Origin of the sequence: Methylobacterium oryzae (assembly GCF_036441375.1) — a bacterium.
Classification (GTDB): Bacteria; Pseudomonadota; Alphaproteobacteria; order Rhizobiales; family Beijerinckiaceae; genus Methylobacterium; species Methylobacterium oryzae_A.
In genome coordinates this window covers 315,093-324,969 of the sequence record NZ_MLCA01000006.1, presented here as the reverse complement: position 1 = coordinate 324,969, position 9,877 = coordinate 315,093, and the positions used below count along the sequence as shown (strand labels likewise).

Here is a 9,877-nt window from a genome sequence, read left to right as displayed (position 1 = left end):
GGGCTACTCCGCGGGCGTGAGGAGAGGAGCCGGAGCGGATCGGGCCGACCGCTTCCGAGGCGGGAACAGCGCCGGCATGGTCGCCCGGGTCGCCTCCCTGGTGATGCGCGCCACGTGGCAGCGCAGGTTGTGGACGGCCGGGAAGAAGCCCTTCGCCGGGAGGCGCAGGCCGCTGGGCGCGATCACCGCGAAGCCCTCGCCGTCCGGGCTGCTCTCAGCCCGGAAGCCGTCACCGAGGATCCGCTGCGTGATCTCGACGAGCTTTGCCGGATCGCCGGTCCCCCAGGCCTTGCCGACCTGGTCGTGTGCATAGATGGCCAAGATCAGGTCGACGTTGAGTGGGGACTCGGCGAGCTGCTCGAGAGCGACCATCGCGCCTTGAGCCGGCTGCGGCCGGTACTCGCCCGCGAACGGTTGGCGGTACACGGTGGCCGGGATCGGGAACGGCCCTTTCTTGTCCTTCCGCTGCTCCGCGATGACGGCGGCTAGGATGTCCTCGACCGGCCCGGGGCGATCATTGCCGGCCGACCGGAACCCGGTCTCGCTCGGGAACGGCCTGCCGGCATCGACGGCGTAGAAACAGCACCACCGGTCGCGCTCGACGATCGCGCGGATGCCCTCGACCTCAACCACGGGGAAGGTCCGGATGGTCGGCTCGAAGCTGAAAAGGTCGGGCGCAGTCATAGGTCCGCTCCGATCAGCAGCGGCTGCACGGACCCGTCCGAGAAGACGGCATCGAGCGGGACGTCGGCGGTCGGCTCGTCGCCGGTCCATCGCTGCGGCCATGTGCCGGCGGCAATCAGCTCGCGAATGCGCGCCTCCTCCTCGTCGTTCAGCAGGTCGACGTGCGGCCGGCCGAGCCGGTCAGCCTCGGCGTTGCAGGCTGCCTGGATGGCCAGGATGCGGTCGAGCGCGTCGAGGCGCGCCGGCAGGGTGATCGGGCCCATGCGCTGCTGGTTCGGCACCAGCGTCCCGTCCTTGCGCGTCTCGCCGCCGGGCTGGCGCAGCCGGTTCCGGGCGAGCCGCAGCTCCCGGTAGATCGGGCGCAGGCCGAGCAGCGGGGCGAGGTACGACCACGCCGGCAGCGCAACGACCGCCTCCAGGGCCTTGTCCCGGGCCGCGAGCGGGCAGCCGACGCAGCCGGTGCGCGCGTTCGCCTCCTCGGCCTCGTCGCCACCGTAGGCGTCGGCCAGCATCGCCGTCGCCCAGCCGCCGTAGGCGCGCATCGGCGCGTAGACCCGCAGCCAGTCCCAGACGTTGCAGACCCGCCAGTGCAGGATCGGCGCGAGGGTCGCGAGACGCCCGCGGACGCCCTTCATGTCGGGGAGGACCTGCTGATACCAGCCCTGGCCGCACTCGGCCCCGTCCTTCGAGCAGCTCATCTCGATCCGCCTGTCGCGGATCGCGCTCTCACCCTGGCGGACGCCGGTGATCGTCAGCACCGTGTCTGCCTCGGGCATCCCGGCGAGGTCGGCCTCGATCGCGGCCGCCATCGGGTCGATCTTGATCTGCCGGGTGCACCAGCGGAGCGTGTTGTTGTTCGGCGGCGGCACGCCCCGGCCAAGAATGTAGACGAGGAAGCGGCGGTCGAGCGGCGCGGTGACGACGCGCAGCCGGATCCACGGGAGGCGCGCGAGCCGGGCCATGACGTCGGCCGCGGCGATCGCGAGGGGCGTCAGCTCCTGGCGGGTGTCGGCATAGTAGACGGTCAGCGTCTTCGGCGGCGCGAGCCGGCCGGCCTCGATCAGGTGGACGATCAACGTCAGCGTCGCGGTCGAGTCCTTCCCGCCCGACCACGCCATGGCCCAGTGCTCGTGCTGCGGGCCGTAGGCCTGGAGCGAGGCGAGGGTCATCTCGACCGCATCGTCGTAGACCAGGCGCTCGGCCGTCAGCGCGAAGAGGTCGTGCTGCCGAGAGCCGCGGAGGATCGGTGCGGGCGCGTTCACGCCGCCACCTGCAAAGCTGCGGCCTCGCGCTGGAGAGCGTCTTCGAGGGCCTTGGTCGCGGCGCGGTGCTCGGCCCAGGCCTGCTCGACCGTGGGCGGCGGGGGCGCCTCGATCGCGGCCGGGCCGTCGAAGAAGGCCTCAACCGGCACCTTGAGCAGGTCCGCGACGCGCTGGAGGTTGGCGGCGCCGATGCGGTTCTTGCCCTGCTCGTACTTCTGGACCTGCTGGAACGAGATCCCGAGGGCGTCGCCGAGACTGGTCTGGCTCATCCGCGCCCGCTCTCGAGCGATGCGGATCCGCCCGCCGATCCGGGCGTCGAGGTCGGTGCAGCGCTTCGGGCCGGGCACGGTGGTGGCCTCAGACATCGAACATCTCCGCAATGTCACGATCGACGGGTTGGCCCATGGCCCGGTTGAGCGTGGCCTCGACGACGAGGTCGGCCATGCTGGGTTCGGGGTCGTGGCCCTGGCGGCGCGCGCGGCGCTCGGCCTCGCGGACGAAGACCGGATGCTCCGGGACGCAGGCGCGGGCCGCCTTGAGCCCGTGATTCGCCTTCACGTGTGAGAACATCGCCTCGGTGCTGGCGAGCGTGCGGGTGCAGTGGGGGCAGCGGAGGGCGTTCATGCCGCCACCTCGGTGGGCGCCTCGGCCTTCATCCTGGCGGCCCAGAGCTTCACGGCCTCAAACGCCCAGCGCGATTGCGCCGTGTGCCGATAGAGCGGATCCTCGAAATCGCCCGTCAGATTGTAGATGCGCTCGGCCGACATGCTGTCGTCGTCGCGGAAGCGCCGGACAGCGTCCTTCCGGTCAGCCGGGTCGTTCTCATCGCCGCCGTATTCGTCGCAGAGCTGCTTGAACAACTGCGGCTGCCACTTGTGCCGCAAGCTTTCGTAGGCGCTCTGGATCAGAGCTTCGACGGTGGCCTCGCGGTCGTATTCCTCCTTGAACTCCGACTTGCTCGTGAGATAGTCGAAGTTGGCTCTGTCGACGAAATCAACCGCGCCCTCCAGGGTGTTGAACGCCGGCCAGACCTCGTAGACAGCCGTACCGAGATCGCCCCCGACCGCCAGCATGCCGGTGGCCCAGGTGACGCGGAAGGCGTAGGCGCCTGTTCCCGGCTTGCCGAGCCGCCACGACTTGGCCGGCACATCCTGCATGACGTGCTCGGCGAAGCTCAGCGCGGCGATGCGCTGAATATTCTCGTGCTCGCTCATGACTTCGCTCCGGGATCCTGGTCGATGCGCTCGGCGTCCTCGGCCTTGAGGGCGCGGTGCGAGGACACGAGCGCCCAGACGGCGCCGGCCAGGGCGAGGCCGATGGCGATCCCGATGAAGAGGCTGGGCCAGGACATCAGGCGGCCTCGTCCGAACCGCTGATCGGCCGGACCTGGAAGCACGTCGCCGTGCTCGCCTCGGCCTCGCAGATCAGGGAGCCGTAGCCGAGGAGCGTCTCGACCTTCTCACCGCGGCGGACCGGGCGGACGGACAGCTCCAGCATGGTGCCGTCCGTGAACCGGACGGCGAACAGGCGGCCGCGGCCCTCGTACCGGGCGCGGCGGCGTTCGTTGATCGTCTCGCGGTGGACGACGCGGCGCTGGGACGACGAGTAGCCGGACCACTCGCCTTCGAGGACGTAGCGGGCCATCTCAGGCGGCCTCCGTCCGGCGACGGATCTCAGTCTTGACCGTGAAGGCGACGTCCTCGTCCATGTCCTGACGGGCGCACCACATCAGGTAATCGAAGGGCACCTCGGACCAGAGCGTGCCGCGGTGCTTCCCGAAGGCGCAGCGGACCTGAAGGGCCGGCTGGGCCGAGATCAACACCAGGTCGTCGAGGGTGGTCCGGGCCAGCAGCTCGCGCAGCAGGAACGCGGTCACGTAGGCGTCGGGCCCGGCCCGGTGCGCGGGCTGGGCGATCTCGCGCTCCAGGCCGGCCGGGTTCAGCCAGTACCGGAGCGCCCCATTGTTGTGGGCCGGCGCCTCCGGCCAGATGCGCAACGCCGCCTTGTAGGTGCAGATCCAGTGCGCCTCGCCCGTCACCTCGCGCGTGAGCCACTGGCGCTCGAACCTCGCGTTGTGCGCAACCAGCACCACGTGCGGCGCCTGGAGCCATGCTTCCTCGAAGAGGGCGGATCGGACCGCCTCGGCGAAGGTCGGGGCGCCGACCACGTCGGCGTCCGTGATGTGGTGGACGGCGGACGTCTCCGGCGGGATCGGGCAGCCAGGATCCACGAGGAGGTTGTCCGGCTGGCCGACGCGCCAGCCATCGGCGTCCCGGACCAGATCGCAGAACCCGATCTCGCAGACGCCGGCGGGCGGCTCGAAACCGGTGGTCTCAAGATCAACGACACGGATCAGCATCACGCGGCCTCCGCCGTTCCGATGGCCAGAAGGGTCGCGACGCGGGCCTCGACCTCGCCGAGGAAGGCGCGCACGGCGGCCTCGTCCTTCGCGATCTGCTCGTCGTCGCGGTGGAGGCGCTTCACCCAGAGGCGGAGGGCCGGCGGCACGCTCGGGTGCCACGAGGCGAAGTCGCACCACTTCCGGCCCGTGCAGGCCATCTGCCAGCGCATCTGCGGCAGGTACTGCTCCGGGATCGTGCCGGAGAGCAGCGTGTCGAGGTGCGTGCGCAGGGTCGGGCACTTGATCTCGACGAGGCCGAGATCGCCCACCAGCCGGTCCGGGCTGGCGCCGGCCATGGCGATGCTCGGGTGCTCGACGAAGCCGATCTGGTCGACGTCGACGCCATGCAGGAAGGCATAGGCGTCGGCGGCCTGCGGCTCACGCTCGGAGCCCTCCAGCATCGGACCAGTGAGGTAGTGCTGGGTCGTGAGCCCGGTCAGCCGCTCGCCGACGAGCTCCATCAGGTAGCGCTCGCGCTCGGCGGTCGGCTTGCCGTCCTTCTTCACGGCGAGGATGTCGGCGATGCGGGAGGCGGTCGCCTTGCCGCAGCGCGCGTCGAGCCACTCCGGGCTCCCCTGGACCATATCGGCCATGTCAGCGGCCCTCCTGCTGACGGGCGCGGTTGGCCACGGTGGTCTTGATGGAGGCCAGAACCTCGTCGAACCGATTGGCCGGCAGGTCCGGCACGCTCTCGACGCCGAAGAAGCGCAGCAGCCGGTCCGGCGGGATCTTGTGCTCGGTGAGCTGCTTGCGGATCTGCTCCGCCTGCTCGTCGCTGATGACGTCGTCGTTGCCGCCGGCCGGTGCCCCGTCCGTGTCGTGCGGGTCGTTCGTCAGCGCGATGTTGAACACCTGCAGGACGAGGTAGCGCCGCGCGTAGGTGATCGTGGAGCCGATCCCCTGGATGGGGGTCTTGTTGGCCTTGCCCTGGGCGCCGGCCGTGTCGGGCGGCAGGTCGAGGTGATATGCGCGCTCGTGCCCCGCCTCGTGGGCACAGGTGCAGGTGACCCGGAGATTGCCCTGGATCGGCGAGGGCTCGGTGTCGAACGACAGCGAGAAGCCGTGCCGGGCGATGATCGGCGCCGTCGCCTTGGCGATGCTCTCCAGGCGGGCGTAGGCGGCACCGGAGTGCGTGTTGCGCGCGTCGCGCAGGACCCGCGGCAGCTCGGCCTGACAGGCGGACATCGCGGCGTTGAAGGCGATGCGCGCCCGCTCGGCCCGGTCCTCGCGGGCCATGACGAGGAACCGCTCGACGCGGTCCGGGTCAATGTTCGGGTCCCGGGCCATCCGCTCGATGATGGACAGGACGGCGGCGCCCTCTGCCGGCTGGATGGCGACCGGTGCTGGCGGGTGGTCTTCGAGGGTGGCGAGCTGCTGCTTGGCTTGGTTCACGGCGGATCTCCTGAGGCTACGGGGCGGGTGGCAGGCTCACTCCCCTGCCCGCTTGGCCTGGCGCTCCAGCCAGCCGCGGACCTTCGCGTCGTCGGTCTGGACGAGGACGGATTCCCCGCTGTCGCGGACGAAGGAGAGGCCGAACCCGGCGGATCGGGAGGCGAGCGTGAGGCGCCGCTCTCGGCCGGCCCTGAGCGCCGCGATGAGGTCGCCGCGCTCCCAGCGGGCGCGGATCTGTCCGACCTGGACGTGGACCGTGCCGGCGCGCGGCAGCAGCTCGGCCGCCTCGGCGGGGGTGAGGCGCATGTCCTCGGGCGCGGCCGCCGCGCGCGGCTCCGGGGCGGCGAGGGCCAGGGCCGCCGGCAGCGCCAGGGCGAGGTCGAGATAGCTGACGATGCTCACGGGCGGGCAAGCTCCAGGAGTGCCCGGCGGTCGGCCGCGGGCATGTGGCGGAAGGCGGTGAGGAGGGAGCGCTCGTCGTCGTTCAGCGCGACGCTCTCGGCGTCGAGGCCGGCGATGAGGCTGAGATCGAAGCCGTAGAGGCCGGCGAGCTGGGCGCGGCGGGCGAAGGGCACGGGCTCGTCGCCGCGTTCCCAGCCGCTGAGCGCGGTCTGCGATGCGCCGAGCAGGTGCGCGATCTCGGCCTGCGGAAGGCCGGCCCGCAGGCGAGCCTCGCGGATGATGCCAGCGACCGTCTGGCGCTCGGACAGCTCCACGGTGCTCGGGATCCCGCGCGGGCGCGGCCCAGTGGCAGCGAAGCGCGGGCGGGACGGCGGCCGCCGATCGATCCGGAGGAATGCCGCGTCGGAGGTGCGGGCCGGCCTCATCCGCGCCTCCCGGCGGCCCGGAGCCGGGTGCGCGCGTCGGCGAGCACCGTGACATCGTCGCGGCCGTCGAGGTCGACGCGTGTCTCGGCGGTAAAGAGGGCGATGCCAGCGGCCATGCTGGCGGCCGTGGCCTTCTCCAGCGCCTCCTCCAGGATGAGCTCGACGACCGCGCGCGGCTGGTCGAGGCCGGTCCGGGCGAGAAGGACCTGCAGCTCGCCGACCTGGCTCTCGAGAGCGCGCAGGACGGCGTAGAGGTCGGCGCTGTTGCGCTCGGCCATCTCGTGGGCTGCGACGTGCCGCGGCAGCGAGTGGGCGATCTCGCTGTAGGTCGGCAGACCGAGCAGCGCGGCTCGCTCGTCGACCGCCGCGATGAAGACCTCTTGGTTGAAGGTCAGAGGCTGGGGCGCGCTCAACGGACGCCTCCAGCCTGCAGGTTGCTGACGAGGGCGCGGTCCGCACGGAAGGCGGCGAGCTGCTCGCGCATGTCGGCGATCCAGGCGCTGTCCTCGCCGCCGCACCGGCCGAACGAGCCGAGGTGGCCGTGGTCGAAGGCGCGGAGGAAGCTGGCGACGGCGTCGGCCAGGGCTACGCCGCTCGGGAAGGTGACGGGCTCCAGAGCGTCGAGGCTCTCAGCCGGCAGAGCGTGCCGGTGCGCTTCGCGGAAGGCGTTCACAGCAGGGCTCCGGTCGGCGACCGAACAGCGGCCGGCGCGAGGGACAGGTCGAGGCGGGTGTCGCAGGCCGGCGGCTCGGTGCGGCCCAGCTCGCGGTTGGTCTCGACGCGGGCGGCGACCCAGCGGCGGGCGTGGTCCTCGACATCGGCGATCGCCGCGTTGAGGGCCGGGCTCTGGCTCGGGCGGAAGCGGGGATCGGGCAACTTGGCCCGGCCGGCGTCGCAGCGGGCGGCGAAGCGGGCGAGGCTGGCGGCGCGCGCCTTGGCGGAGTGGGTCGCCATGGTCAGGCGGCCTCCTCGTTCGCGCCGCCGATGCTGACGATCTCGAACGGGCCTCGCCCAGCCATCTCGTTCGCCTTGGCGCAGGCGGCCGGGCCGAAGCGCAGCACGTCACCGGCAGAGAACTTCGACCCGCGCAGCGCCGCGTCGGTGCAGCAGCCCCGCTCATCCGTGATGCGGATGATCTCCAGGGCCATGTCGGCGGCCATCCGCCGAGCGTGCTCGACCTGGAAGCCTTCCCAGCCGCCTCGAAGGTCGGCGACGATCTGCCCGAGATCGGATCCGCGGCAGGAGAAATTCGGTTCGCCGTACCCGATGCCGGTCGCATAGATCGCGGCATAGAGCGGCTTGTCCTCGTCGTCGGCCGCGGTGAGGTGGATGGAGACGCGAGCCTTCGGCCCAATCTCCTTCCTCAGGACGACGAGAGCAGCGTGCGCTTCGACGACGCTCATGGGGGCGGGCGTTGCGCCCGGCTTGCGCTGGGTGGCGGCCATGGTCAGCGCCCCCAGCCGAGGGACATGCCGCCGAGGGCGACGGTCCCGACGATCAGCGCCGGAACGACAAGGCCGAGGATGACGACGGCGCCCATCACGCGGCGTCCTGCAGGAGGGCGTCGGACGCCTCGCCGTTGCAGAGGATGTCGAAGACGGCGGCGAAGGGCGTGCCGTCGAAGGCGCGGTCCTCGATCTCGTGAGAGAGCGCGATCATCACGCGGGCCGGCTGCGCCAGGACGTGGGCAGCGATGGCGGCGGGCGCTTCACCGGCCGCGATGCGGGCGATGACGGCGGCGATTTGGGTGGAGGTGTTGGACACCGTGCGGCTCCATCGGCTCGGTGAGCGGCGATGAAGCGAAGATACCGTTCTGGTATGTTCAGTCAATACCAGTTCGGCATATTTTGCGTGCGGCGGATCCGGAAGCACCGCCGATCAGCAGCGCAAACGTGGCGGATATCCACATCCGTCCACAGGCTCAAACCGTCGCGGTATTTTCTGTTCGCCTTTTGTTCCTTTGTCGTGTCACCCTCTGGTTGTGGTCGAGCAGAGGAGTGGCCATGGGCCAAAGCGTTCAGTTCGCCGTCCAACGCTTTCAGGATGCCGGTCCGGGGCAGTGGTCTCGGGGGCGTCTCACCGAGTGCAGGACAGCAGACGAGGCTCGACGATTGGCAGAGCGTTGCGTTGCAAGGGGTGAGTCGACAGGAGCAGCGGCGTTTTCACGACGCTCATCAGGAGAGTTTGGAGTTCAGGACAGCCCGATCACCATTGCTGCTTTTGGCGATGTCCCACCGGAAGCGAAAGATATCCTTCCGTTTTGACCGACCGATCCACTTCATTAGGGGAGAGCACCACATGGCCCTCAAACCCATCGTCGCTCACAACGTGCAGCTCTTTGTGCTGGTGAAGGGCAAGCTGGTGGCGGGAAATCTCGTGAGCTGCAGGGATCCTGAGGACGCCTGCCGCACCGCCGAGCACAAGGTCCAGAGCGGCCGGGCAATCGGGGCGGCCGCCTTCACGCGTACGATCGTGGATCCAGAATATGACGATGGATCGGAGCCGACCACGCTCGCCACCTTCGGCCGGCTGCCGCCTGGGTTGGCGGACAACCTTCCGTTCTGACCTCAGCGCCGGAGGAGCTTCTGCATCGGCCGATATGTGCCGATGACGAAGGCTCGGACCGCGACTTGGAGATCCTCGCGCGGCTTCCACTCCAGCTCGCGCCGAGGAACGTGGATCGGCTCCTGCCACCGCGGATCGTCGCTGTCTGGGTGCAGCTCGACGGAGCCACCTTCGGCCACGCGGTAGACCTTGGCGGTGCGTTCACGCAGATGGCCACCGAACTGGATCTGCTCGACGATCACGAGTTCGCCGTTCTGCGGCTGGTGCCCGCTGATCCCGATATCGACGCAGTGCAGGATGTCGCCGTCGATCGCAATCTGATTGATCGAGGTGCCACGCACGACGAGGCCGTACTGCGCCTTCCGCGGGTAGCGCGAGTCCGGCACCACCGGCGCGCGCTCATAGATCGTCTCGTCGACTGCGGTATCGACGGTGAGGAATCGGCCGGCCGCGACTTCGCCCGGCACGTCCAGGCCGGCTTCCCCGTCGATCGTCCAGCCAGGCCCGTCCTCGCCTTCCGGCTCATTCAGGTTGGCAGGCGGGAAGAGCAGCGTCTCCGCGCTGATGCCGAGAGCAGGGGCGAGTCGCTCGGCCCATTCTTTCGTGAGCTTCCGCTCTCCGGCCTCGAGCCGGCGGATCTGCGGCTGCGAGGTGCTGGCCGCATCCGCAAGCTCCTGCTGGGTCAGTCGGGCTCTCTCCCGGAATTGCTTCAACGCGCTCATACCAAAGTGATATTTCGCGCCGTC

The 9,877-nt window shown here is 70.2% G+C and carries 20 protein-coding genes; 2 read left to right on the top strand and 18 right to left on the bottom strand.

Going from position 1 to position 9,877, the window contains the following annotated elements:
* Nucleotides 1-3 precede the first annotated feature (3 nt).
* From MOTC310_RS12070 to MOTC310_RS11990, 17 genes are all read right to left on the bottom strand, one after another.
* Complete coding sequence (locus MOTC310_RS12070) at nucleotides 4-684, bottom strand: hypothetical protein (protein ID WP_331301930.1); 681 nt, start codon at nucleotides 682-684, stop codon at nucleotides 4-6.
* A complete protein-coding gene (locus MOTC310_RS12065) occupies nucleotides 681-1,946 on the bottom strand; it encodes a phosphoadenosine phosphosulfate reductase domain-containing protein (RefSeq protein ID WP_331301929.1) in 1,266 nt (421 codons plus the stop codon). Before MOTC310_RS12065 ends, MOTC310_RS12070 begins: the two co-directional genes overlap by 4 nt.
* Entirely contained in the window at nucleotides 1,943-2,311 is a 369-nt protein-coding gene (locus tag MOTC310_RS12060) for a helix-turn-helix domain-containing protein (protein WP_331301928.1), read from the bottom strand. The genes MOTC310_RS12065 and MOTC310_RS12060 overlap by 4 nt, the downstream gene beginning before the upstream one ends.
* On the bottom strand, nucleotides 2,304-2,570 hold the full coding sequence (locus tag MOTC310_RS12055) for a hypothetical protein (protein ID WP_331301927.1): 267 nt from the start codon (nucleotides 2,568-2,570) through the stop codon (nucleotides 2,304-2,306). The genes MOTC310_RS12060 and MOTC310_RS12055 overlap by 8 nt, the downstream gene beginning before the upstream one ends.
* Nucleotides 2,567-3,160 carry a hypothetical protein gene (locus tag MOTC310_RS12050; protein WP_331301926.1) on the bottom strand — a complete coding sequence of 198 codons (594 nt, stop codon included), beginning with the start codon at nucleotides 3,158-3,160 and terminating at the stop codon, nucleotides 2,567-2,569. Before MOTC310_RS12050 ends, MOTC310_RS12055 begins: the two co-directional genes overlap by 4 nt.
* Nucleotides 3,157-3,297, bottom strand: coding sequence for a hypothetical protein (locus tag MOTC310_RS12045; protein ID WP_331301925.1), 141 nt, complete (start codon nucleotides 3,295-3,297; stop codon nucleotides 3,157-3,159). The genes MOTC310_RS12050 and MOTC310_RS12045 overlap by 4 nt, the downstream gene beginning before the upstream one ends.
* Entirely contained in the window at nucleotides 3,297-3,590 is a 294-nt protein-coding gene (locus MOTC310_RS12040; RefSeq protein WP_331301924.1) for a hypothetical protein, read from the bottom strand. The genes MOTC310_RS12045 and MOTC310_RS12040 overlap by 1 nt, the downstream gene beginning before the upstream one ends.
* 1 nt (nucleotide 3,591) lies before the next feature.
* Nucleotides 3,592-4,305, bottom strand: coding sequence for an exonuclease domain-containing protein (locus tag MOTC310_RS12035; protein WP_331301923.1), 714 nt, complete (start codon nucleotides 4,303-4,305; stop codon nucleotides 3,592-3,594).
* Nucleotides 4,305-4,940: a lambda exonuclease family protein gene (locus MOTC310_RS12030; RefSeq protein ID WP_331301922.1), complete on the bottom strand. Its 636-nt coding sequence runs from the start codon at nucleotides 4,938-4,940 to the stop codon at nucleotides 4,305-4,307. Before MOTC310_RS12030 ends, MOTC310_RS12035 begins: the two co-directional genes overlap by 1 nt.
* 1 nt (nucleotide 4,941) lies before the next feature.
* Nucleotides 4,942-5,739 carry an ERF family protein gene (locus tag MOTC310_RS12025; protein WP_331301921.1) on the bottom strand — a complete coding sequence of 266 codons (798 nt, stop codon included), beginning with the start codon at nucleotides 5,737-5,739 and terminating at the stop codon, nucleotides 4,942-4,944.
* Nucleotides 5,740-5,775: 36 nt separating this feature from the next.
* Nucleotides 5,776-6,141: a hypothetical protein gene (locus MOTC310_RS12020; RefSeq protein ID WP_331301920.1), complete on the bottom strand. Its 366-nt coding sequence runs from the start codon at nucleotides 6,139-6,141 to the stop codon at nucleotides 5,776-5,778.
* Nucleotides 6,138-6,455 carry a helix-turn-helix domain-containing protein gene (locus MOTC310_RS12015; protein ID WP_331301919.1) on the bottom strand — a complete coding sequence of 106 codons (318 nt, stop codon included), beginning with the start codon at nucleotides 6,453-6,455 and terminating at the stop codon, nucleotides 6,138-6,140. The genes MOTC310_RS12020 and MOTC310_RS12015 overlap by 4 nt, the downstream gene beginning before the upstream one ends.
* Nucleotides 6,456-6,562: 107 nt before the next feature.
* Nucleotides 6,563-6,979 carry a hypothetical protein gene (locus tag MOTC310_RS12010; RefSeq protein ID WP_331301918.1) on the bottom strand — a complete coding sequence of 139 codons (417 nt, stop codon included), beginning with the start codon at nucleotides 6,977-6,979 and terminating at the stop codon, nucleotides 6,563-6,565.
* The gene (locus tag MOTC310_RS12005) at nucleotides 6,976-7,239 is read right to left on the bottom strand and encodes a hypothetical protein (RefSeq protein WP_331301917.1); all 264 of its coding nucleotides are present in this window, start codon (nucleotides 7,237-7,239) and stop codon (nucleotides 6,976-6,978) included. Before MOTC310_RS12005 ends, MOTC310_RS12010 begins: the two co-directional genes overlap by 4 nt.
* Nucleotides 7,236-7,520 carry a hypothetical protein gene (locus MOTC310_RS12000; RefSeq protein ID WP_331301916.1) on the bottom strand — a complete coding sequence of 95 codons (285 nt, stop codon included), beginning with the start codon at nucleotides 7,518-7,520 and terminating at the stop codon, nucleotides 7,236-7,238. Before MOTC310_RS12000 ends, MOTC310_RS12005 begins: the two co-directional genes overlap by 4 nt.
* Nucleotides 7,521-7,522: 2 nt before the next feature.
* Nucleotides 7,523-8,011, bottom strand: coding sequence for a hypothetical protein (locus MOTC310_RS11995; RefSeq protein WP_331301915.1), 489 nt, complete (start codon nucleotides 8,009-8,011; stop codon nucleotides 7,523-7,525).
* Nucleotides 8,012-8,105: 94 nt separating this feature from the next.
* A complete protein-coding gene (locus MOTC310_RS11990; RefSeq protein WP_331301914.1) occupies nucleotides 8,106-8,330 on the bottom strand; it encodes a hypothetical protein in 225 nt (74 codons plus the stop codon).
* A 20-nt stretch (nucleotides 8,331-8,350) separates the two neighbouring features.
* Between MOTC310_RS11990 and MOTC310_RS11985 the strand changes: the two genes are divergently transcribed.
* The gene (locus MOTC310_RS11985; RefSeq protein WP_331301913.1) at nucleotides 8,351-8,830 is read left to right on the top strand and encodes a hypothetical protein; all 480 of its coding nucleotides are present in this window, start codon (nucleotides 8,351-8,353) and stop codon (nucleotides 8,828-8,830) included.
* A gap of 34 nt (nucleotides 8,831-8,864) precedes the next feature.
* Nucleotides 8,865-9,131 carry a hypothetical protein gene (locus MOTC310_RS11980; RefSeq protein WP_331301912.1) on the top strand — a complete coding sequence of 89 codons (267 nt, stop codon included), beginning with the start codon at nucleotides 8,865-8,867 and terminating at the stop codon, nucleotides 9,129-9,131.
* Nucleotides 9,132-9,133: 2 nt separating this feature from the next.
* Here MOTC310_RS11980 and MOTC310_RS11975 read toward each other — a convergent pair whose 3' ends face one another.
* Nucleotides 9,134-9,853, bottom strand: coding sequence for a helix-turn-helix domain-containing protein (locus MOTC310_RS11975; protein WP_024828191.1), 720 nt, complete (start codon nucleotides 9,851-9,853; stop codon nucleotides 9,134-9,136).
* Between the last annotated feature and the right edge of the window lie 24 nt (nucleotides 9,854-9,877).

Bases quoted from the DNA above. Each gene is read 5' to 3' on its own strand.
- MOTC310_RS12070 (WP_331301930.1), bottom strand. From the start codon at position 684: ATGACTGCGCCCGACCTTTTCAGCTTCGAGCCGACCATCCGGACCTTC.
- MOTC310_RS12060 (WP_331301928.1), bottom strand. From the start codon at position 2,311: ATGTCTGAGGCCACCACCGTGCCCGGCCCGAAGCGCTGCACCGACCTC.
- MOTC310_RS12055 (WP_331301927.1), bottom strand. From the start codon at position 2,570: ATGAACGCCCTCCGCTGCCCCCACTGCACCCGCACGCTCGCCAGCACC.
- MOTC310_RS12050 (WP_331301926.1), bottom strand. From the start codon at position 3,160: ATGAGCGAGCACGAGAATATTCAGCGCATCGCCGCGCTGAGCTTCGCC.
- MOTC310_RS12045 (WP_331301925.1), bottom strand. From the start codon at position 3,297: ATGTCCTGGCCCAGCCTCTTCATCGGGATCGCCATCGGCCTCGCCCTG.
- MOTC310_RS12040 (WP_331301924.1), bottom strand. From the start codon at position 3,590: ATGGCCCGCTACGTCCTCGAAGGCGAGTGGTCCGGCTACTCGTCGTCC.
- MOTC310_RS12035 (WP_331301923.1), bottom strand. From the start codon at position 4,305: ATGCTGATCCGTGTCGTTGATCTTGAGACCACCGGTTTCGAGCCGCCC.
- MOTC310_RS12030 (WP_331301922.1), bottom strand. From the start codon at position 4,940: ATGGCCGATATGGTCCAGGGGAGCCCGGAGTGGCTCGACGCGCGCTGC.
- MOTC310_RS12000 (WP_331301916.1), bottom strand. From the start codon at position 7,520: ATGGCGACCCACTCCGCCAAGGCGCGCGCCGCCAGCCTCGCCCGCTTC.
- MOTC310_RS11995 (WP_331301915.1), bottom strand. From the start codon at position 8,011: ATGGCCGCCACCCAGCGCAAGCCGGGCGCAACGCCCGCCCCCATGAGC.
- MOTC310_RS11980 (WP_331301912.1), top strand. From the start codon at position 8,865: ATGGCCCTCAAACCCATCGTCGCTCACAACGTGCAGCTCTTTGTGCTG.
- MOTC310_RS11975 (WP_024828191.1), bottom strand. From the start codon at position 9,853: ATGAGCGCGTTGAAGCAATTCCGGGAGAGAGCCCGACTGACCCAGCAG.